At 72.3% G+C, this 20,669-nt stretch carries 21 protein-coding genes; 11 read left to right on the top strand and 10 right to left on the bottom strand.

The window, feature by feature from the left end; genetic code table 11:
• Positions 1–345 precede the first annotated feature (345 nt).
• Positions 346–945, bottom strand: coding sequence for an HhH-GPD-type base excision DNA repair protein (locus ACWDSL_RS36325; RefSeq protein ID WP_450492214.1), 600 nt, complete (start codon positions 943–945; stop codon positions 346–348).
• A gap of 237 nt (positions 946–1,182) precedes the next feature.
• Here ACWDSL_RS36325 and ACWDSL_RS36320 point away from each other — a divergent pair, with 237 nt between their 5' ends.
• A complete protein-coding gene (locus ACWDSL_RS36320) occupies positions 1,183–1,968 on the top strand; it encodes a SigB/SigF/SigG family RNA polymerase sigma factor (protein ID WP_450492213.1) in 786 nt (261 codons plus the stop codon).
• A gap of 42 nt (positions 1,969–2,010) precedes the next feature.
• A complete protein-coding gene (locus tag ACWDSL_RS36315) occupies positions 2,011–2,718 on the top strand; it encodes a dienelactone hydrolase family protein (RefSeq protein WP_450492212.1) in 708 nt (235 codons plus the stop codon).
• A 20-nt stretch (positions 2,719–2,738) separates the two neighbouring features.
• Here ACWDSL_RS36315 and ACWDSL_RS36310 read toward each other — a convergent pair whose 3' ends face one another.
• Positions 2,739–3,809 (bottom strand): ATP-dependent DNA ligase, encoded by a 1,071-nt coding sequence (locus tag ACWDSL_RS36310; RefSeq protein WP_450492211.1) that lies wholly within the window; start codon positions 3,807–3,809, stop codon positions 2,739–2,741.
• Positions 3,810–3,886: 77 nt separating this feature from the next.
• Between ACWDSL_RS36310 and ligD the strand changes: the two genes are divergently transcribed.
• Positions 3,887–4,891, top strand: a complete 1,005-nt coding sequence (gene ligD / locus ACWDSL_RS36305) for a non-homologous end-joining DNA ligase (protein WP_450492210.1) — start codon at positions 3,887–3,889, stop codon at positions 4,889–4,891.
• Between the two features lie 47 nt (positions 4,892–4,938).
• Here the strand turns inward: ligD and ACWDSL_RS36300 are convergent, their stop codons facing one another.
• The 4 genes from ACWDSL_RS36300 to ACWDSL_RS36285 all read right to left on the bottom strand — a co-directional run bounded on the left by ACWDSL_RS36300 (position 4,939) and on the right by ACWDSL_RS36285 (position 10,019).
• A complete protein-coding gene (locus tag ACWDSL_RS36300; RefSeq protein ID WP_450492209.1) occupies positions 4,939–6,060 on the bottom strand; it encodes an asparaginase in 1,122 nt (373 codons plus the stop codon).
• Positions 6,061–6,201: 141 nt separating this feature from the next.
• Positions 6,202–8,313 (bottom strand): SpoIIE family protein phosphatase, encoded by a 2,112-nt coding sequence (locus tag ACWDSL_RS36295; RefSeq protein ID WP_450492208.1) that lies wholly within the window; start codon positions 8,311–8,313, stop codon positions 6,202–6,204.
• 156 nt (positions 8,314–8,469) lie between these two features.
• Positions 8,470–9,324: a caspase family protein gene (locus ACWDSL_RS36290; protein ID WP_450492207.1), complete on the bottom strand. Its 855-nt coding sequence runs from the start codon at positions 9,322–9,324 to the stop codon at positions 8,470–8,472.
• An 86-nt stretch (positions 9,325–9,410) separates the two neighbouring features.
• Positions 9,411–10,019, bottom strand: coding sequence for a TetR/AcrR family transcriptional regulator (locus tag ACWDSL_RS36285; protein ID WP_450492206.1), 609 nt, complete (start codon positions 10,017–10,019; stop codon positions 9,411–9,413).
• A 117-nt stretch (positions 10,020–10,136) separates the two neighbouring features.
• Between ACWDSL_RS36285 and ACWDSL_RS36280 the strand changes: the two genes are divergently transcribed.
• The gene (locus tag ACWDSL_RS36280; RefSeq protein WP_450492205.1) at positions 10,137–10,652 is read left to right on the top strand and encodes a nuclear transport factor 2 family protein; all 516 of its coding nucleotides are present in this window, start codon (positions 10,137–10,139) and stop codon (positions 10,650–10,652) included.
• Positions 10,645–11,514 (top strand): NAD(P)H-binding protein, encoded by an 870-nt coding sequence (locus ACWDSL_RS36275; protein WP_450492204.1) that lies wholly within the window; start codon positions 10,645–10,647, stop codon positions 11,512–11,514. The genes ACWDSL_RS36280 and ACWDSL_RS36275 overlap by 8 nt, the downstream gene beginning before the upstream one ends.
• 24 nt (positions 11,515–11,538) lie before the next feature.
• Here the strand turns inward: ACWDSL_RS36275 and ACWDSL_RS36270 are convergent, their stop codons facing one another.
• Positions 11,539–12,042, bottom strand: a complete 504-nt coding sequence (locus ACWDSL_RS36270; RefSeq protein WP_450492203.1) for a hypothetical protein — start codon at positions 12,040–12,042, stop codon at positions 11,539–11,541.
• Positions 12,043–12,110: 68 nt separating this feature from the next.
• Positions 12,111–12,536 (bottom strand): ATP-binding protein, encoded by a 426-nt coding sequence (locus ACWDSL_RS36265; RefSeq protein ID WP_450492202.1) that lies wholly within the window; start codon positions 12,534–12,536, stop codon positions 12,111–12,113.
• Positions 12,537–13,000: 464 nt separating this feature from the next.
• Between ACWDSL_RS36265 and ACWDSL_RS36260 the strand changes: the two genes are divergently transcribed.
• Positions 13,001–13,828 (top strand): SDR family NAD(P)-dependent oxidoreductase, encoded by an 828-nt coding sequence (locus ACWDSL_RS36260; protein WP_450492201.1) that lies wholly within the window; start codon positions 13,001–13,003, stop codon positions 13,826–13,828.
• A 122-nt stretch (positions 13,829–13,950) separates the two neighbouring features.
• Here ACWDSL_RS36260 and ACWDSL_RS36255 read toward each other — a convergent pair whose 3' ends face one another.
• Positions 13,951–15,390, bottom strand: a complete 1,440-nt coding sequence (locus ACWDSL_RS36255) for a hypothetical protein (RefSeq protein ID WP_450492200.1) — start codon at positions 15,388–15,390, stop codon at positions 13,951–13,953.
• 290 nt (positions 15,391–15,680) lie between these two features.
• Here ACWDSL_RS36255 and ACWDSL_RS36250 point away from each other — a divergent pair, with 290 nt between their 5' ends.
• The 4 genes from ACWDSL_RS36250 (at position 15,681) to ACWDSL_RS36235 (ending at position 18,519) form a co-directional block, all read left to right on the top strand.
• The gene (locus tag ACWDSL_RS36250; RefSeq protein ID WP_450492220.1) at positions 15,681–16,502 is read left to right on the top strand and encodes a helix-turn-helix domain-containing protein; all 822 of its coding nucleotides are present in this window, start codon (positions 15,681–15,683) and stop codon (positions 16,500–16,502) included.
• 1 nt (position 16,503) lies between these two features.
• A complete protein-coding gene (locus tag ACWDSL_RS36245; RefSeq protein ID WP_450492199.1) occupies positions 16,504–16,743 on the top strand; it encodes a DUF397 domain-containing protein in 240 nt (79 codons plus the stop codon).
• Positions 16,744–16,899: 156 nt separating this feature from the next.
• Complete coding sequence (locus tag ACWDSL_RS36240) at positions 16,900–17,373, top strand: hypothetical protein (RefSeq protein ID WP_450492198.1); 474 nt, start codon at positions 16,900–16,902, stop codon at positions 17,371–17,373.
• Between the two features lie 318 nt (positions 17,374–17,691).
• Positions 17,692–18,519 carry an SAM-dependent methyltransferase gene (locus ACWDSL_RS36235; RefSeq protein ID WP_450492197.1) on the top strand — a complete coding sequence of 276 codons (828 nt, stop codon included), beginning with the start codon at positions 17,692–17,694 and terminating at the stop codon, positions 18,517–18,519.
• Between the two features lie 28 nt (positions 18,520–18,547).
• Here the strand turns inward: ACWDSL_RS36235 and ACWDSL_RS36230 are convergent, their stop codons facing one another.
• Positions 18,548–19,774: an acyl-CoA dehydrogenase family protein gene (locus ACWDSL_RS36230; protein WP_450492196.1), complete on the bottom strand. Its 1,227-nt coding sequence runs from the start codon at positions 19,772–19,774 to the stop codon at positions 18,548–18,550.
• Positions 19,775–19,928: 154 nt separating this feature from the next.
• On the opposite strand from ACWDSL_RS36230, the gene ACWDSL_RS36225 reads away from it, so the two are divergent.
• A complete protein-coding gene (locus ACWDSL_RS36225) occupies positions 19,929–20,579 on the top strand; it encodes a TetR family transcriptional regulator (RefSeq protein ID WP_450492195.1) in 651 nt (216 codons plus the stop codon).
• Positions 20,580–20,669: the final 90 nt, after the last annotated feature.

The following is a 20,669-nucleotide window of genomic DNA, read 5'->3' as shown; positions in this document are numbered from 1 at the left end:
CCGATCCCCGGCACCTCTCCGCCGACGACCACGACCGCGGCCACGACCGAGACCCCGCGCCGCCGTCGCCGACCCCGTCGCCCGGCCCGGGCGGGCCGGAGCCGGGTCCCGGGCCCGGCCCCGAACCGGGGCCGACCCCCGGGCCGCCGCCCGACCCGCCGCCCGACCCCGTACCCAGTCCGCCGCCGGACCCCGTGCCCAGTCCGCCGCCCAGCCCGCCCCCGAGCCCGCCGCCCGGTCCGATGCCGGGTCCGCCGCCGCACCCGGTGCCCCAGCCGCCGGGCCCCGATCCGGTCCCGGACCCCTCCCCCGCCCCCGGGCCGCTGACCCGGGAGGGACTACCCGCTAGGACTTGGTCCGCTTCGGGGCCGCCGCCTTGGCGGCCCGCTTGGCCTCCTGCTTGAAGGCGCGGACCTTGTCCAGCGACTCGGGCCCCGTGATGTCGGCGACCGAGCGGTACGAGCCTTCCTCGCCGTAAGCGCCCGCCGCCGCGCGCCACCCCTCGGGCCGTACGCCGTACTGCTTGCCGAGCAGCGCCAGGAAGATCTGCGACTTCTGCTTGCCGAAGCCGGGCAGCGCGTTCAGCCGGTCGAGCAGCTCCTTGCCGGTGGCGACGTCCCGCCACAGCGCGGCGGCGTCGCCGTCGTAGTTGTCGACCAGGTACTGGCACAGCTGCTGCACCCGCTTGGCCATGGCCCCCGGGTAACGGTGCACCGCGGGCTTGGCCGACAGCACCTCGGCGAACCGCTCAGGGTCGCAGGCGGCGATCCCCTGCGCGTCCAGGTCGTCGCCGCCCATGCGCCGCGCGATGGTGTACGGCCCGGAGAAGGCCCACTCCATGGGCACCTGCTGGTCGAGCAGCATGCCGGTCAGCGCGGCCAGCGGGCTGCGCCCGAGCAGTTCATCGGCCTCGGGCCGCTGGGCGAGGCGAACGGTGACATCCATCCCGCCCAGGTACCCCCCGCGACCTCACCGAACCAGCCCGACCCGTTCGGGTTCCCCCGCACGGGGGACGCAACCGGGGCAATTCGGCCGAATTGCGAGGCATTCGGGACCGTGCGAATCTGGTGGCGACCCTGAATTCGATCAACCAGAGCCAGAGGGAGACCGAGCGCAGCGGGACATTAGCGCATCTATGTGCCGCGGGCAGGATGTGACATCGGACCACGGAGACGAGTGACCATGTCAGCAACCGCGACTCGCCACCGGCGCCATGACGACACTCCCGACACCGACGGTGACTTCGCTCGCCTTTCCCGGCTTCCGCCGGGGCCGGAGCGCGACGCCCTGCGTGAGGCGATCATCTGTGCGTGGCTGCCCGTGGCGAAACGCTTGGCGCTGCGTTTCCGCAATAAGGGCGAGAATATGGAAGACCTCACCCAGGTCGCCTCGCTCGCCCTGGTGAAGGCGGTCGACCGCTACGATCCCGATCTCGGCCACGCTTTTCCCTCGTATGCGATCCCGGTCATCACCGGTGAACTCAAGCGGCACTTCCGCGACTATCTGTGGACACTGCATGTGCCCCGTAATATCCAGGAAGTCCGCTCCCGCACCCGCTCGGCGCGCGACGCCCTTGAACAGGAGCTCGGCGGCCGCACCCCCACCATCACCGAGATCTCCACTCGCACCGGGATGCCCAAGGAAGATGTGAAGGCGGGCCTGGAGGCCAGCGCCTCCTGCACCCCGCTGTCGCTCAACGCCGCGGTCCAGGGCGCCGAGGAGCGGCTGCTCGCGGAGACGGTGGGCGCGGACGACGCGGCGATCGAACGGGTCGTCAACCGGGAGGCGCTGCGGGCGCTGATCACCCACCTTTCGGAACAGGACCGCTACGTGCTGTATCTGCGGTTCTTCGTCGGTCTCTCGCAGAGCCAGATCGGCGAAATCCTCGGCTTCTCGCAGATGCACATATCCCGCAGACTCTCCCGGCTCTACAGCGAATTGCGGCAGGGCCTGCTGGCCCATGCCTGACCCCGCCGGGCGGGCCCCGCCCGGTCGCGCAGGAGGTGGCCGATGGTCTCGGAGACGGCCCGTATCACCGCGGACGGCGCGCCGCTGGTGGGCGATCTGGTGGTGCCCGACGGGGCCCGTGGCGTGGTGGCCTTCGCCCATGGCAGCGGCAGCTCCCGGCACAGCCCGCGCAACCGCTCGGTGGCCGAGGTGCTGCAGCAGGCGCGCCTGGGGACGCTGCTGTTCGACCTGCTGACCATGGACGAGGAGCGGGTGGACGCGATCACCGCCGAGCACCGCTTCGACATCCCCCTGCTGGGCCGGCGCCTGGTGGCGGCGGTGGACTGGCTCGGCGGGCATCCGGCGACCGCCGCCCTGCCGGTCGGGCTGTTCGGCGCCAGCACGGGCGCGGCGGCGGCGCTGGTGGCCGCGGCGGAGCGGCCGGAGCGGGTACGGGCGGTGGTCTCGCGCGGCGGCCGCCCCGATCTGGCGGGCGGGGTGCTGTCCCGGGTCCGCGCTCCGGTGCTGCTGGTGGTGGGCGGCGAGGACCACGAGGTGCTGCGGCTCAACGAGCAGGCGGCGGCCATGCTGGCGGCGCCCCACTCCGTGCATGTGGTGCCCGGCGCGACCCATCTGTTCGAGGAGCCGGGGACGCTGGCCCAGGCGGCCGCGGCGGCCCGCGACTGGTTCCTGGACATGACCGCGACCCCCGCGCGTCGCGCATCCGGCCGGGGGTCGCACGGAAGCACTCCTGGAGCGCTCGGGGGTTGACGAGGGGCGCTGAGGGGGCGTCAGGTGCCCAGTACCGCCCGCAGGTCGTAGCGCACCGGCTCCTCCAGCTGGGCGTACGTGCAGCCGCGCGGCTCGCAGTCGGGCCGCCAGCGGCGGAACCTGGCCGTATGGCGGAAGCGGTCGCCCTGCATATGGTCGTACGCCACCTCGCACACCCGCTCCGGCCGCAGCGGCAGCCACGACAGGTCCTTGACGCCGGTCCAGCGGCTGGGCGCGCCGGGCATCCGGCGTGCCTGCTGGGGCGTGCGCGCCTCCTCACTGGCCCAGTCGGCCCAGGGGTGCCCTGCGAGGGTGTCCATCCGCAGCGGTTCCAGCTCGGCCATGAGCTCCTGCCGGCGCCGCATCGAGAAGGCGCCGCACACGCCGACGTGCTGGAGCCGGCCGGCGGCGTCGTACAGGCCCAGCAGCAGCGAGCCGACGACCGGGCCTGACTTGTGCTGCCGCATCCCCGCCACCACGCAGTCCGCGGTCCGCTCGTGTTTGACCTTGACCATGACCCGTTCCCCCGGCCGGTAGCCGAGGTCGGGGTGTTTGGCGATGACGCCGTCCAGACCCGCCCCCTCGAACTGCTGGAACCACTGCTCGGCGAGGCCCCGGTCATCGGTCCAGGGCGCGGTGTGGACGGGGTCCGCGGCCTCGCGCAGCGCCTCGGTCAGCGCGTCCCGCCGCTGCCGCAGCGGCGTGTCCATGAAGGACTCGTCCCCCAGTGCGAGCAGGTCGAAGGCCACGAAGCTCGCCGGGGTCACCTCGGCGAGATGGCGCACCCGCGAATCCGCGGGGTGGATGCGCTCCAGGAGCGCGTCGAAGTCCAGCCGGCTCCCGCGTACGATCACGATCTCGCCGTCGAGGACGCAGCGCGGCGGCAGATTCGCCCGGAGCGCGCCGGCCAGTTCCGGGAAGTAGCGGGTCAGCGGTTTGCCCGAGCGGCTGACCAGCTCGATCTCGTCCCCGTCGCGGAAGATCAGCGCCCGGAAGCCGTCCCATTTCGCCTCGTACCACATGCCCGGTGGGATGGCGGCCGCGGACTTGGCCAGCATCGGCTCCACCGGCGGCATCACCGGAAGGTCCATGCCCCGATTGTGTGTCGCTCCCCGGCCCGGCGCCCGCCGGGAGGTGGCCTGTGCCCCGCGGGCCTAGCGTGGAATCCATGGCAGAGACGGCGGAGCTCACGGTCGGCGAGCGCACGGTACGGCTGACCAACCCTGGCAAGGTCTACTTTCCGCAACGGGGCTTCACCAAGCTGGACGTCGCGCGCTACTACCTGGCCGTCGGCGAGGGCGTCCTGCGGGCGCTGCGGGACCGGCCGACGACGCTGGAACGCTACCCGGACGGCGTAGAGGGCGAGTCGTTCTTCCAGAAGCGGGCGCCGAAGAACCTGCCCGAGTGGATTCCGACCGGACGGATCTCCTTCCCCAGCGGGCGCCACGCGGACGAGATCTGCCCCACCGAGCCCGCGGCCGTCGTCTGGGCGGCGAATCTGGGGTGTCTGACCTTCCACCCGTGGCCGGTCCGGCGGCAGGACACCGAACACCCCGACGAGCTGCGGATCGATCTGGACCCGCAGCCGGGGACCGGCTACGAGGACGCGGTGTGGGCGGCCGGCCAGCTGCGGCCGGTGCTGGAGGAGCTGGGGCTGCGGGGGTGGCCGAAGACCTCGGGCGGCCGCGGGCTGCATGTGTTCGTGCCCATCGAGCCGGAGTGGACCTTCACCCAGGTGCGCCGGGCCGCCATCGCCATCGCGCGTGAGCTGGAGCGGCGCGCGCCGCGGCGGATCACCACGGCGTGGTGGAAGGAGGAGCGCGGCGAGAGGGTGTTCGTGGACTACAACCAGACGGCCCGCGACCGGACCATCGCCAGCGCCTACTCCGTACGCCCCCGGCCGCACGCCCCCGTCTCGGCGCCGCTGCGCTGGGAGGAGGTGCCCGACGCCAGGCCGCGGGACTTCGATCTGGCCACCATGCCGGTGCGGTTCCGGGAGCTGGGCGATGTGCATGCCGAGATGGACGGGCAGGTCTGCCGTCTGGAGGCCGCCCTGGAGCTGGCCGACCGGGACGAGCGCGAGCACGGCCTGGGCGATCTGCCGTATCCGCCCGAGCATCCGAAGGTGAAGGGCGAGCCCAAGCGGGTGCAGCCCAGCCGCGCCAAGAAGTGAGGCCGCCGCGCCGGCACCCGAAGGTGCCCGCGCGGCGGCCCGCCCGGTCAGTGCCGGGGGGTGACAAACTCGGCAGTGCCCAGGGTCGAGAACCAGGTGCGGACCTGGTCCTGGTCGTGCGTCTTCGCGAGCGAGAGCAGGAGCAGCAGCCGCGCCTTCTGCGCGGTGAGGTCCGCGGCGCCGATGACGCCGTCGGTGTGGGCGTCGTAGACGGCGCCGGAGCCGGTGCGGGTCGTCGACGCGAAGATCACGCCGTTCTTGACCGCGTCCTTGCGGGCCTCGGACATCTGCGGGGAGATGCCGCCCGCGCCGGTCCCGGCGGTCACGACCCCGTCCGCCCCGGCGTCGGCGAACGCCTTGACGGCCTCGCCACCGGCGTCCTGGTAGCTGTAGGCGATCTCGACCTTGGGCAGCGTCTTGCCCATCTTGTCCAGGTCGAAGGGGGTCTCCCAGGTCTTCTTGCCGCACTGCTGGATGCGCGCGGGCGCCCGGTTGAGCCGGATGTTGTCCTGGTCGACGACGCCGAGCTCACCGCTGGCGCCGCTGCTGAAGGTGTCCATCCGCAGCGCGTCGGTCTTGCGGACCTCACGGGCGGCCTGGATCTGGTCGTTGAGCATCAGGACGGTGCCGTAGCAGGTCGTCTTCCCGCTGGCGGCGAGGTGGATGGCGTTGTAGAGGTTGGCCGGCGCGTCGGTGCCGATCACCGTCCAGGGGCGCATCGAGCCGGTGAGGACCACCGGCTTGTCGCTGCGGACGGTCAGGTCCAGCCAGTACGCGAACTCCTCCATCGTGTCGGTACCGGTGGTGACCACGACCCCGTCGTTCGTCTTCAGCGCCTGGTCGACCGCGGCCGTCAGCCTGCGGTAGTCGGCGATCGAGTAGCCGCCGGAGCCCTTGTTGCCGAACTGCTCGGTGGAGACGTCGGCGACCGCGTCCACCTCCGGCTTGAGGTCACCCACCATCTTGGAGATCGGCAGCTTCCCTGACTCGTAGTCCTGGAAGGACACCCGGGTCTTGCTGACGCCGGAGATGGTGCCGCCGGTGCCGATGACGGCGACCTTCGGCACGGGCTTCTTGTCGGGCTCCGCGCCGGCGACCGAGGCGGTCGTTCCGAGGGCGAGGGATATCAGGGTCAACAGCACGGTGGAACGGCGGGTGAGCTTGCGCATCGGTGGAATGGTCTCCTCGGCCGGGGTGTGCGGTGGCGCGGTCGGGGGGCGCGCGGTCAGTGTGAACGGGATGGAGGGAAACATTCCGCATACATGTTTCCTGGGTGTTCGATGATCGTGAACACCCGATTGCCGCCCGCGCTAACCAGCGCTTCCCCCGTGCGGCGAACCGTCGCGCAGCCGCGCCAGGAGCAGCGCCACGTCGTCGTCCGGCGCCCCGTGCAGGGCAGCCAGCACCTGGTCGCAGGTCCGCTCCAGCGGGCCCTGCTGGCGGCTCAGCAGCTCCAGCAGGGTGCGCAGGCCCACGTCGATGGACTGGTGGCGCTTCTCGACCAGACCGTCGGTGAACAGGGCGAGCAGGGTGCCGGGCGACAGCTCGCACTCGACCGAGGCGAACGGCACGCCGCCCACGCCCAGCGGCGCGCCGCTGGGCATGTCGAGGAGTTCGGCCCGCCCGCCGGGGCGCACCAGCACCGGTGGCAGATGGCCGGCGGTGGACAGCAGGCAGCGGCCGCTGCGCGGGTCGCAGACCGCGTACAGGCAGGTGGCGATCGAGTCGCCCAGGGTGATGGTGATGTCGTCGAGGTGGCGCAGCAGTTCGGCGGGCGACAGGTCGAGCTGGGCGAAGGCGCGGGTGGCGGTGCGCAGCTGGCCCATGATCGCCGCGGCGTGGATGCCCTTGCCCATCACATCGCCGACCACCAGGGCCACCTTGCCGTCCTTGAGCGAGAGCACATCGAACCAGTCGCCGCCGGCCGCGCTCACCGCGGGCAGATACCGGGAGGCGATCTCCAGGCCGTCCAGGTCGCGCGGCTGCTGGGACAGCAGGCTGCGCTGCAGGGTGAGAGCCGCGTCGCGCTCCCGGGCGTACAGGCGGGCGTTGTCGATGCACAGCGCGGCGCGGGTGGCCAGTTCGCAGGCGAGGGTGAGGTCCTGCTCGTCGAAGGGCCGGGCGTTGATCGTACGGTGCAGGCTGAGGGTGCCGAGCACGCTGCCGCGGGCGATCAGCGGGGCCGCCAGATAGGAGTGGACGCCCTCCTTGCGCAGTACGGCGGCGGACGCCTCGTCCCGCGCGATGCGCCGCAGGTCCTCGTCGGTCACCTGGGGCAGGAAGATCGGCTGGGCGTCGCGGACACAGCGCGTGATCATGCGGCTCGGGTCGTATCGGGCGATCTCGCCGACCGGGTCCGCCGCGTGCACGGCGTCGGTGGGGTAGCCCGCCGCCACGGCCAGCGCCCGGAAGCGGGCCCAGCCGTCGGCGCCCACCCGGGCCATGGGCTCGCGGCGCACCACGGCGTCCAGCACATCCACGGCGGCGAGGTCGGCCAGCCGGGGCACGGTCACATCAGCCAGCTCCTGGGCGGTCTGCCGCAGGTCCAAGGTGGTGCCGATGCGGACTCCGGCCTCGGCGATGAGGCCCAGCCGCTCGCGGGCCTCGGCGACCTCGCTGGCCTCCCGGTGGCGCCGGGACACATCGAACACCGAGACCGCGATGCCAAGGACCCGTCCGCCGGGGTCCTCCAGCCGGTAGTACGACTCCGACCAGGCGTGCTCATGGTGCGGGTCGGCCGGGGTCCGGCCGACGGTCTGCTGGTCGAGCAGCCGCTGCCCGGTCTCCAGGACGTGCAGCATCGCGCCCTCGATCGCCGAGGCGTCAAGACCCGGCAGCACATCCGTCAGGCTCCGGCCCCGCAGGTCGACCTCGGTCAGGCCGTTCATCTCCAGCAGGGCCGGGTTGGCCAGGATCCACCGCAGGTCCGTGTCGAATACGGCGAGGCCCACGGGCGACTGTTCGACCAGGAAGCCGGAGACGGCCAGGTCGGTCTCCAGCTGCCGTACGGTGCCCTCGTCGGCCGCGAGCCCGAGCGCGTAGGCGTCGCCGTGGGAGTCGCGCAGGCCCATGGTGCGGAACTCCACCCGCAGGGCGGTGCCGTCCTTGTGCCGGACCGGAAAGACGCCCGCCCACATCTTGCCCGCCTGCACCCGCTGGAACAGCTCCACCGCGGACCGCCGGTTCTCGCGGTCGACCAGCAGCCGGGCGGCGTTCTGGCCCAGTGCCTCGGCGGCGCGGTAGCCGAGCAGCTGCTCGGCCTCCGGGCTCCACAGGGCGACACGGCCGTCGCTGTCCAGCACCACGGCGGCGACCCGTAGCAGATCGAGCAGGCCTCCCGGGGCGGCGAGATCGTTGAGCTCCGCCTCGCCGTCCCCTCGCGGGCCGTCTCGCGCGTTCGGCGGGCGGTCTTGCGAAGTCATCCGGGTACCTCATTCCCCGCTGCCCGTACGCTGGGGCGGGCCGTCGCGGCACCAGCGAGCGGCCGGGCGGGCGTGCCCTTCTTCTGTCATACCTCTCCGGGCCCGGCCCCGCACACCCAGGTCATCGCGGGCACGGCCGCGACTCGCCAGGGACGGTCAGATGGTGAAGGGCCGCTGCCGGGCGAAGGCGGGCAGCGGCGGGCCGGCCTGGAACAGATTGGGGGTCTGGTCCGGGGGCATCCGCTTGGTGACCTCCCGGTGCAGCCCGCGGTAGCTGCCCTCGAAGGCGCCGTCCCGCCAGACGTCCAGGAGGGTGCCCGTGAACAGGCCGTTGACCATCCCGTCCGCGGAGGTCTGGTTGTCCTGGCAGCCGGAGATCTGCAGCACGGTGGCGTCGATCTCGGCGAGGTCCTTGGCGGTGCGGGTGTTCTGGATCCCGTCGTAGAAGGCGCGGTCCCGCTTGTAGACGACGGACTGCACCGGAAGCGGCATCACCCTGATCCGCTTGGCGACCTCGTCCGGCCGGTCGGTGCTGAACCGCCGGCCGAGCTCGCGGGGGCTGAGCACCTCGGGCAGGACCTTGGCCACCGTGCCGCTGTGGCAGCTGTCGGAGAGCATCCAGATCCGCACCCCCTTGGCGAACTTCCCGAACAGGTCGAAGAGCTCGTCGTCGACCAGCTGCCGGTCGTAGAGCACCCAGGTCTCGTCCAGCCGGTCGCCGGTCTCGTCGTGGTTGAGGTCCGGCACCTGGCCGCCGTGGCCCGAGTAGGTGAGGAAGAGAATGTCGCTGCCGGTGAGCCGGCCGGCCGCGGTCTCCAGGGCCGCGGAGACCGCGTCGGCCGTGGCGGCGGAGGTGAGCAGCGGGTCGGTGACGGTGAAGCCCGAGGCCCCGGCGAGCCGCGCCATATCGCTCGCGTCCTGCTCGCAGGCGTTGAGGTCGCCGCTCCAGCCGTCGTAGCGCGCGGGGTCGACCTGGTTGAGGCCGATGTGGACCGAGAGGCCGGTTGCCATGGAGGGCTCCTTCCGAGGGGTGGAGGTGACGATGGACCTCCGCCGACTCAGCGATGATGGGGCCACTCGTCCCGCAATGCCCTGTTTCACTGCTCCATCCGGGCTCCCAGCGCGCGCAGCACGGTGTCGGCGGTGCGCTCCAGATAGTCGGCGTCGGGGCGCACCCCGCGGATGGAGACGTGCCAGTAGACCAGCGCCCCGAGCAGATCGAGCGCCAGCTCGCGGTCCGTGTCCGGGGGCAGTTCGCCGCGCCGCACCGCCCGGTCGAGGACTTCGGTCACGCGCGAGCGGCGCGGTTCACCGATGGACCTGGCCAGCGCCTGGGCCAGCTCGGGGTCGCGGTTGGCCTCGGCGATGAGGTCCGGGAAGATCCGCGAGAACCGCGGATGGGTGAGCCAGTCGGCCACCGCGCCGAGCATGGCCAGCACATCGCCGCGCAGCGAGCCGGTGTCGGGGGCCTCGGCGAGTTCGACGCTCAGCTCGGAGGTGACCGCGATGATCATGTGCTGCTTGGAGGGCCAGCGGCGGTACAGAGCGCTCTTGCCGACCCCCGCCCGTTTGGCCACCGCCTCCATCGAGAGCCGTCCGTAGCCGTGCTCGGCGAGCTCGTCGAGCACGGCCTCGGCGATGGCCGCGGTCTTGTCGGCGCGCAGGGCTGCGGCGCCGCTCGGGGCGCGTCGGGTCGGCTCAGGCATGCGCAGACGGTAGCAGATGGACGGAACGGTACCGTCCCGTTTACGCTCGACCTGAAGGACGGAACGGTACCGTCCCGTCCAATCTCGTTTCCGAGAGTTTCCGAGGGACGCTCGCCCATGAACACGACCCACCAGACCCACCAGACCCACCAGACCCACCAGACCCACCGCACCCACCGCACCCACCGCCCCCGTACGGCCGTCGAGGTGTTCGACCGGGCCAAGGAACTGCTGCTCGCCCACGACATGCTCGGGTTCGCCGACCTGTGGGCCGCCGACGGGACCATGGAGTTCCCGTTCGCGCCGCCCGGCCGGCCCAGCCGGTTGGAGGGCCGCGAGGCGGTGCGGGAGTATCTGCGCGACTACACCGACCTGCTGGATGCGCGCGCGGTGACCCATGACGTCAGGCACCGCACCGAAGACCCGAACACCCTGATCGTCGAGTGGGCGGTGGAGGGGATCGCCGTCCGCACCGGCCGCCCGTACCGCATGGTGTACGTCGCCTTCATCACGGTCGAGGACGGCGAGATCACCGCCTACCGCGACTACTGGAACCCGCTCGCCGCCGGCCAGGTGCTGGGCATCCTCGACGAGCTGACCGCCGCGTACGCGGGAGGCCGGGCCGATGGCTGACCGCACCGACCCCACCGACCCCACCGTTTTGGTCACCGGCGCGACCGGGAACACCGGCTCCCGGCTGCTGCCGCTCCTCGCCGCCCACGGCGCCCGGATCAGGGCCGCCGCCCGCCGCCCGGCCCCGGGGGCACGGCCGTACGAGACCGTACGGTTCGACTGGCGCGACCCGGCCACCCACACCGCGGCGCTGGACGGGGTGACCCATCTCTATCTCATCGCCCCGGTGGCGGAGGCCGAACCGCTGGCGCTGGTCGAACCGTTCCTGGCCGACGCGGTCCGCCGGGGCGTACGGCGCGTGGTGCTGCTCAGCTCCTCCGCGGTCACCCCCGAGATGCCGGGTCTTGGGGCGTTGCACCGGCTCGTCCAGGACACCGTGCCCGAGTGGGCGGTGCTGCGGCCCTCGTGGTTCATGCAGAACTTCACCGGCGACCACCCGGTGGCCCAGGGGATCCGTACGCGCGGTGAGATCGTCACCGCCACCGGGAACGCCGGGGTCGGCTTCGTCGACGCGGGCGACATCGCCGCCGTCGCCGCCCGCGCCCTCCTGGACGAACGGCCGCACGACACCGCGCACACCATCACCGGGCCCGAGGCGATCGGCTACGGCGACGCGGCGCGCATCATCACCGAGGTGTCCGGCCGGGCCGTCCGCCATGTCCCGGTGGACACCGCGACCCTGGCCGGGCGACTGGCCGACGCGGGATACCCGAAGGAGTTCGCCACCATGCTGGCCGGGCTCGACGAGGCCGTCCGGCGCGGCGCGGAGGACCGTACGACCGACACGGTGCGCCGGGTCACCGGGCGCGCTCCCCGCTCCTTCCGCGACTTCGCCGTCGAACACCGCGCGGAGTGGGCCTGAGCGGGCCCGGCGTCGTGGCACGGCTCATCGGAAGAGGGCGTACGGGGCGCGGTCCCGGGGTCGGGGGGGCGCACTGTCCCGCAGCGCGGCCCACAGCACCCGGCTGTCGGTGAGCGGACCACCCGGCCTGACCAGCCAGATGTGGCCCTGCCGTACGCATCCGGGCCGGGGGCAGCGCAGCACCCGGCCCGGCCCGGCGGCGGCCACGGCGCGGCGGCGGCCGTGGCCGGAGCCCCGCAGCCACGCCTTCCACTCCTGGGCCGAGCCGGGCGGTACGAGGAAGGAGAGCACATGGCTGGCGGTGGCCAGCATCACCGGACCGACCACCGCCTCGTGCCGCCGCAGCGTCTGGACCACGGCCATCCCGGTGCCCTCGGACATCCGGACCAGGTCGAAGAGCCGGCCCACCGGAAGGTCGGCGAGGCCGTTTCCGCTGGCCCACTGCACACGCACCCGGCCGGGCTCCTCGCCGGCCGACGACAGCAGCCAGTCGGCCGCGACGGTCTCCACGGTGCCTCGCCCACGCATGTCGCCTCCGGTCTCCCCTGTTGACTCGTCCGCTCCGGCCGCGCCGCCCCACCGCGCCTTGACGCGCCCTAACGCGTCCGCCCGAGCGCCAGCGTGAACCACACCTTCTTGCCCGGGCCGTCCCCGTCCGGCGGTTCGGTGCCCCAGTCGTTCGCCAGGCCGTCGACGATGGCCAGCCCCCGCCCGGACTCCTCCGTCTCGGCCGCCGTACGGAAGACCGGCCGGACCGGCGAGCCGTCGGCCACCTCGATACGCAGCTCGTCCCCGGCGGGCTCCACGCCCACGGTGACGGTGACGGTGTCGGCGGCGCCGCTGCTGCCGTGCTCCACGGCGTTGGCGAACAGCTCGTTGGTGGCCAGCACCGCGCTCTCCACGGCATGGTCGAGCTGCCAGTACTTCAGGAAGGCGGTGAGCATCCGGCGGACGGCGAAGGCCCGGTCGGTCCGGGCCGGGAACTCGGCCCGGAAGAAACGGCGGGTCGCCAAGGAGATCACCGGCCCCTCCCCGCCGGCCGAGCCCATCGCGCCTGTCCTGCCTGTTGGTTCCGTCCTGTCTGTTGGTTCTGTCCGGCCTGCTGTGTCTGTCGGGTCCGGCGGGTTTGTCGCGCCGATAACGCGCGCGGTGGGGGTGGTTGATGCCCCGGTAAGCGGGTAAGCGCATGCTGCGTCCCCCGGCCGGGTTCCCCACCGCGGCATCCGCGCCGGGAGCGAGGGGTGCGCGCCCCTCGGCCCGCCCGCCGGGGCCGGCCGCCACGGGCGGCTGCGGCCCGGTCGCGGTGGCTGCCGGGTTGCGGCATGGTTTCCTCCTTCGAAGACAGCGGGACTACGTCGGTCACCGTTCACGTAGACAAACGGTTGGACGGTCCGGTCGGCGAGGGGGCACGGGGGTTGTTCGGTTGTACAGGCGTAGTGGTTCGGGTCGCACGCCCGTCGGACTGTACGGTCCGGGCGAGGTGAGCGTGAGTGAGGACCGCCGGCAGGAGCCCTGCCCGGCCGCGCGGTCCGGCGTGGACGGCAAGCGGATTGTGGTCACGGGGGGCACACGGGGCTTGGGCGAGCAGATCGTGCGCCTGTTGCTGGCGGATGGCGCCTCGGTTGCCACCTGTGCGCGGTCCGCGCCCGATCTGGCGGCCCTGGCGAAGTCGCTGCCCGACGACCAGGAGCGGGACGCGCTGTTCACCCAGGCGCTCGATGTCGTCGAGCCGGGTCTGCTGGAGGAGTTCGTCGAGGGCGCGGCGGAACGTTTCGACGGTCTGGACGGCGTGGTGGCCTGCGTCGGCGGCGCCCGCGGTGGCGGCCTGGAGGAGGCCGACGCCCACGACTGGGCCGCCACCTGGGAGTTGAACGTCGGCCATACCGCCCGGCTGGTGCGGGCCGCCGTGCCGTATCTGCGCGAGGCGCGCGGCACCGGGGGCGGATCGGTCGTGGTGATCGCCTCCATCTCCGGCTGGAAGCCGGGGCCGCAGGCCCAGTACGGCGCGGCGAAGGCCGCCCAGATCCATCTCGCGGCCTCGCTGGCCCGTGAACTCGGGCCCGACGGGATCCGGGTGAACGCCGTCTCCCCCGGATCGATGCTCATCCCCGGCAAGCGCTGGGACCGGATGCGCGTCGCGCAGCCGGAGGCGTTCGCCAGGTTCGCGACGGAGTTTCCGAACGGCGAACTGGTCGCGCCGCAGGAGGTGGCGCGGGTCGTCGCGTTCCTTCTCTCGGACGCGTCCAGCGGTGTCTCCGGGGCCCACGTCCCGGTCGACCGGGCCCAGAACGCGCCCAGCGCGGACGGCTATTAGACATCTTTGGCCTCGCCCGGGCCCTGCACACCCCCGGCGGAGCAGGGTCCGGACGAGGCCCCCTTCCGGGCCGCATGGCGGTGGAACCCGGAAGGAGCCAGGGAGGAGCGCCGTGGCGCGGCTCAGGCCGCGGCGCCGAGCAGGGTCCGGGAGCGAAGCTCGAAGTCGCGGACCATGGGCTCGCCGCGGTGCGGCCGCAGCCGGGTGCGGAAGTCGCGCAGGGCCTGCACCGAGCGCTCGCTGTGCACCCCGCTGAGCGCGCTGAGCGCCGCGTCCGCGGTGCCGATCGCCTCGTCGAGCCGGTTCTGCTGGAGATGCGCGGTGGCCAGAACCGAGCGGCTGATGGCCTGGCGGCGGCGCCGGTCGCCGTTGGCCCGCACCGACTCGTCGGCGGCGCGCTCCGCCTGCGCCGCGCTGCCCAGGTCGCGGAAGCACAGCGCGGCCTCGGCCGCCAGATAGTGGTGGTCGAGGAAGCGGACCCACTCCGACTCCTCCTCGGCGCCCCGGCTCGCGTCCAGCGCGATGTCCGCCGAGCGCAGCGCGCGGGCGGCCTCGCGGGGCTCGTCGAGGGCCGCGTAGCCGCGGGCCGCCATGGCGTGCAGCCGCATCAGGCCCAGCGGGCTGCCCGCGTTCTTCGCCGTGGCCACGCCGACCCGGGCGAGTTCGACACCGGCCTGGGGCTGGCCGAGGTTGGTGGCCAGATGGGACAGGCCGGCCAGGATCTGGCCGCCGAGGACCTTGTCGCCGCCTTCGGCGCACAGCCGCAGCGCCTGGGTCATATAGCGCTGGGCCAGGCCGTATTCGGCGTTGTCGTAGCTGCTCCAGCCGGCCATCGCGGCCAGCTTGGCCGCGGCGGTGAACAGTTCGCGCCGCTCGCCCACGGGCACGCCGCGGCGCTGGAGCATGGGGACGACCTCGGTCGACAGGTACAGGACGATGCTGGCGCGGACCTGGCCGCCGCCGAATCGGTTGTCCATCTCGTCGAACATGCTGATCGCGGCGCGGACCTGCTCGATCCGGCCGGCGTCGGCTGCCGCGGCCGGATCGCCGGCGGCCGGATTGCCGGCGGCCGGACCGGTGCCCTGGTTCTCGACCAGCCACAGCAGCCATTCGCGCTGCGGGGTCACCAGCGCGCCGGCGACGAAGGGGACCGCGCCCAGCAGGCTGCGGCGGGATATGTCGGTGGAGCCGAGTTCGGCGAGCGTGTGCAAGGTTTCCGCCACGTCCTCCCGGTAGGCCAGCGCCCTGGCGACGACCGGGCGCTGTCGGTCGGGGATGAAGCCGAGCTCGGCGGGGGCCACCGGCCGGCCGAGCCGGTGGGAGAGCACGGCCGCGATCAGTTCCGGCGTCGTACCGCGCGGCTGGCCGCCCTGGAGCCAGCGGGTGACGGACGCCTTGTCGTAGTTGGAGGAGTGTCCCTGATGGCGCCCCAGCTCATTGACACGCAGCGCCAATGAGGCGTATGAGCAGCCGGATTCCTTGAGGGCCGCGGCCAGGGCCTGGTTGGTGGCCGAGCCCCGGTGCCGGGTGCCCGGCGCGGCGCTGTTGGTCACCGCGGTCACCTCCGGCCCATGACGGTGCCGCGCGCCGCCGATCTGCCGAGCACCCGTAACGCCCTAGCGGAGAAAGGTGGTTGAGGGCACCGGCCGTGGTGCGTGAGATGGGTCACGTGCCCCACTATGCGCGTCGACACTCTCAGCCCGCAAGCTTCGTCCTGATAATTTCAGAACGATCCGCATCGCTCTGTCCGGTGCTCCGAGGTCATGGCACACTGCACCCACATGTCGGTGATTCCGGGAGGCAGGACGTGAGTGAGGCACGGCCGGGGAGCGCCGCCCCCACCGTCTTACGCATGGTCCTGGGCAAGCGCCTACGCCATCTGCGGGAGCGGGCACAGGTGTCTTTCGAGGAGGCCGCCCGGGCCGTCGAGGTGACCCCGCTGACGGTCCGCCGGATGGAGAAGGCCGAGGTCGGCCTGAAGATCCCGTACGTCAAGGAGCTGCTGCGGACCTACGGCGTCCCGTCCCCGGAGATCGACGACTTCCTGGCCCTGACCCGGGAGGCCAACCAGCCCGGCTGGTGGCACCAGTTCCGCGATGTCGTACCGGAGTGGTTCAGCGCGTATGTGAGCCTGGAGAGCGAGGCCACCGTCATCCGCGCCTACGAACCGCACTACGTCCCCGGGCTGCTGCAGACCGAGGACTACGCCCGCGCGGTGCTGCGCGCCGGTTTCCCCAACGACGCGGACGACGAGATCGAGCGCCGGATCGCCCTGCGCGTCAAGCGCCAGGCCCTGCTCTCCAAACCGGACGCCCCGGCCATCTGGGCCATCTTGGAGGAGACCGCGCTGCGCCGCCCGGTCGGCGGGACCGAGGTGATGCGCCGCCAGATCGACCATCTCATCGAGGCCTTGGCGATGCCCAAGGTCCGGCTGCAGATCATGCGGTTCGCGGCGGGGCCGCACCCCGGGGCCTTCGGTCCGCTGCACTACTTCCGCTTCGGATTCACCGAACTGCCCGACGTCGTCTACACGGAAAGCGTCACCGGCGCGGTCTATGTGGACCAGCCGGGCGAAGTCGTCACCTGTCTCGAGGTGTTGGACCGGATGGCCGTCCAGGCCGAGCCGGTCGGCGAGACGATTCCCATCCTGGCCGAACTGCGTAAGGAGCTCTGACATGACAGACCCGGTCTACAGCGGAATGCCGGCCATGGACCTCGGTACGGAGGGCTGGGAGAAGCCGTGGAGCGGCACCAACGGCGGCACCTGCATCGAGGCCAAGCGACTGCCGGACGGCCGCGTCGCGCTCCGCCAGTCCACGGACCCGGCCGGACCGGCGCTGATCTACTCCCGTGCCGAGGTCGCCCAGTTCCTCGAGGCCGCGAAGGCCGGCCGGGCCGACTTCCTCATCGCCTGACCGGTCCCCGCCATCCCGTAAGCCGTCCCGGAAACCACTACGCCCGCACAACCGCACAACCCGGCCCCGGACTCCCCTCGAACGACCGGGCCACTCACACTGAATGCCCCGTGCGAGATCAACTGACGGCGGCATGAGATGACCGGGGTGGCGGGGATGGACCTTCACGAGGCTGCGCGGCACCGCGTTCTGATCGTGGAGGGCTGTGCCGGCGCCACCCGGGCCGGGCTGCTGACCTGGCTGTCCCACCGCCACGGGTTCGCCGTCGAACGCTCGCCCGCCGAGCTGCCCGCGCTCGACCCGGCGCGCCCGTACCGCGAGTTGCTGCGACTCGCCGGCCCGCTCGCGGTGGACTCCGGGTTCGTCGGCGAGCTCGTCTACGGGCCGCTGCGCCGGGGACACTCCCGGGTGACATGGATCGAGGCCTTCGACTTCGCCGAGACGGTGGCCGAGCGCGGCGGCGCCTTCGTCCATCTGGCGGCGCCACCGCCCGCGTTCACGGAGCGGTTGACCGGGCGGGGCGCCACGGCGGCCGCGGCCATGGCGGAGACCGAGGCCGCGGCCGCCGCCTATGAGCGCGCCTTCACCACCCTCGCCCAGCACGCCCCGGTGCTCACCGTGCGCCCCTAAGCGACCCCGGGGAAGTAGGAGCAGGCCCCCGCGCCGCCGCAGTGACATCAGCCGCTGCCGCGGCGGGCGGCACCTCGCTGCGTTGTCGGAGTCGCCCGCCACGCCGCGGCAGCGGCAAATCGACCGCAGCGCCCACTACGAGGACGATCCTCCGCCTTGCGATGCTCCCCCAGCTACCGCTGGGAGGTGCCCCCTTCACCAGACGACGCAGGAACCCACCCCTACTTCCCCGGCGCCGCTTAGCGCGGTGAAGTACCCGGCCCCGGCGGTAGGTTGGAGCTCCGAACACGGCCTCACGCATGGCAGGAGAATCCCCAGATGACTCACGGCTCGTCCACCCCCGGTCGGCAGGCCGCCTTAGGCAAGATCGACACGTCCGTGCCGCATTCGGCCCGCATCTGGAACTACTGGATGGGCGGCAAGGACAACTACGAGGTCGACCGGGTGGCCGGCGACCAGTACCGCGAGGTCGCGCCGACCATCGAGGTGATGGCCCGCGCGTCCCGGGCGTATCTGATCCGCACGGTGACCCATGTGGCCGGGGAGGCCGGGATCCGCCAGTTCCTGGACATCGGCACCGGGCTGCCGACGTACGACAACACCCACCAGGTCGCCCAGCGGGTCGCCCCCGAGGCCCGGATCGTCTATGTCGACAACGACCCCTTGGTCCTCCGGCACGCCCAGGCCCTGCTCACCAGCACCCCCGAGGGCGTCACCGACTACATCGACGCCGATCTGCACGAGCCGGACAGAATCCTGGAGGCCGCGAGCAAGACGCTGGACTTCAGCCGCCCCGTCGCGCTGATGCTGATGGGCATCCTGGGCCATGTCCAGGACTACGACGAGGCCCGGTCGATCGCCCGGCGGCTCCAGGACGCGCTCCCCGCCGGCAGCTACTTCGTGCACTACGACAGCACGGACACCGACCAGGCACTCAAGCAGGCCCAGCAGGGCTACGACGACACCGGCGCGGTCCCGTACGTCCTGCGCAGCCCCGAGCAGATCGCGCGCTTCTACGACGGTCTGGAGCTGATCGAGCCGGGCATCGTGTCCTGCCCGCTGTGGCGCCCCGAATCCGCCGACACGCCCATCGACGCGTCCGTCGAGAAGACGGACGTCTACGGGGGCGTCGCGCACAAACCCTGACGCCCCCGGCGCCCGCTGCTACCCGCCGCTAGCGGATCTGCACACCGGACAGGGTACGGGCGATGACCAGCCGCTGGATCTCGCTCGTGCCCTCGAAGATGGTGAAGATCGCCGCGTCGCGGTGCATCCGCTCCACCGGGTACTCACGGGTGAATCCGTTGCCCCCGAGGATCTGCACCGCCTGGGCCGTCACCGCCTTCGCCGTCTCCCCGGCGAAGAGCTTGGACATCGACCCCTCGGCGGCGGTGAAGGGCTTGCCCGCGGTGGCCATCCAGGAGGCGCGCCACACCAGCAGCCGTGCCGCGTCGATCCGTGTGCGCATATCGGCGAGCTGGAAGGCGATGCCCTGGTTGTCGATGATGGGCCGGCCGAACTGCACCCGGGTCTTGGCGTATTCGAGGGCGACCTCGTACGCCGCGCGGGCCACGCCGACCGCCTGGGCGCCGACCGCCGGGCGCGAGGCCTCGAAGGTCGCCATGGCGGCGTTCTTGCCGCGCTCGGTGCCGCTACGGGCGCGCTCGCGGGCGCGGGCGAGGCGTTCGTCGAGCTTCTCCTTGCCGCCGAGCAGACAGTGGCCGGGGACGCGGACGTCCTCCAGGACCACCTCGGCGGTGTGCGAGGCGCGGATGCCGTGCTTCTTGAACTTCTGCCCCTGGGAGAGGCCGGGCGTGCCCGGGGGCACCACGAAGGAGGCGTGGCCGCGCGCGCCCAGCTCCGGGTCGACGGAGGCGATGACGACATGGACGCCCGCGATACCGCCGTTGGTGACCCAGGTCTTGGTGCCGTTGATGACCCATTCGTCCTTGGCCTCGTCGTAGACGGCCCGGGTGCGCAGCGCGGCGACGTCCGATCCGGCGTCCGGCTCGGAGGAGCAGAACGCGGCGACCTTCACGTCGTTCGCGTCGCCGTACATGGGCGGGATCCAGGTGCCGACCTGTTCCTCGGTGCCGTTGGCGAGGACGGCGACGGCGGCCAGGGAGGTGCCGACGATGGAGAGCGCGATACCGGCGTCGCCCCAGAAGAGCTCTTCCATCGTCATCGGGATGCCGAGGCCGGTGGGGTCGAAGTACTGCTGGGCGTAGAAGTCCAGCGAGTACAGTCCGATCTTGGCGGCCTCCTGGATGATCGGCCAGGGGGTCTCCTCCCGCTCGTCCCATTCCGCGGCGGCCGGGCGCATCACATCGACCGCAAATCCGTGAATCCAGTCGCGGACCGCCTTCTGGTCGTCGTCGAGCTCGAACGAGAATTCCGGCATTACCCCTCCACCTGACTATTACCGTCGGTAACAAGAGTCTGTTACTCATGAGTAGACGATGTCAACTCCCGCGGCCGATCCACCCCCTCACCGGGGCCAGGGGTGTTACGTTTCGCAGGCGTTATGGAAGCACCAGGGGGCGGGAGACGACTTCATGGACACGGGTACCAGCCAGCGCGACGATCACCAGCAGGCTGCGCAGCGGCGGCGCAAGGAACTGCTTGAGGCGGCGGACCGAGTGGTGCTGCGGGACGGACCCGACGCCTCGATGAACGCCATCGCGGCGGAGGCGGGCATCACCAAACCCATCCTGTACCGCCACTTCGGCGACAAGAGCGGGCTCTACCGCGCCCTCGCCAAGCGCCACACCGACGCGCTGCTCGCCTCGCTGCGTGCCGCCCTGGACGCCCCCAACGACCGCCGGGAGCGCGTCGAGGCCACCTTGGACACCTATCTGGCGGCGATAGAGGCGCGCCCCCAGGTCTACCGCTTCCTGATGCACCCCGCCGAGGACGCCCCCCAGGCCGAGCAGGGCTTCGATGTCGGCCGCCACTCGGCTCCGGTGCTGCGGCGCCTCGGCGAGGAGCTGGCCAAGGTGATCGCCGACCGGCTCGAACTCGGCCCCGGCGGCACGGAGCTGGCCCGCGTCTGGGGACACGGGATCGTCGGCATGATGCACGCGGCGGGCGACTGGTGGCTGCGCGAGCGGCCCTGTTCCCGCGCCGAGTTGGTGCGGCACCTCACCGATCTGCTGTGGGGGCGGCTGACCACGATGGACGACCGCGTCGGCGCGCCCGGCTTCTGAGCGGGGACGTCGGAGGCCGCGGGTCCGGACCGGGCTGGGCCTACGCGACAGGGCCAGGGGCCTGGGGGGCGGGCGCGGGCCCGGGCGCCC

This window comes from Streptomyces sp. NPDC000941 (assembly GCF_053599555.1).
Note: the sequence above shows the minus strand (reverse complement) of the source record. Positions and strands in the feature narration are given on the sequence as shown.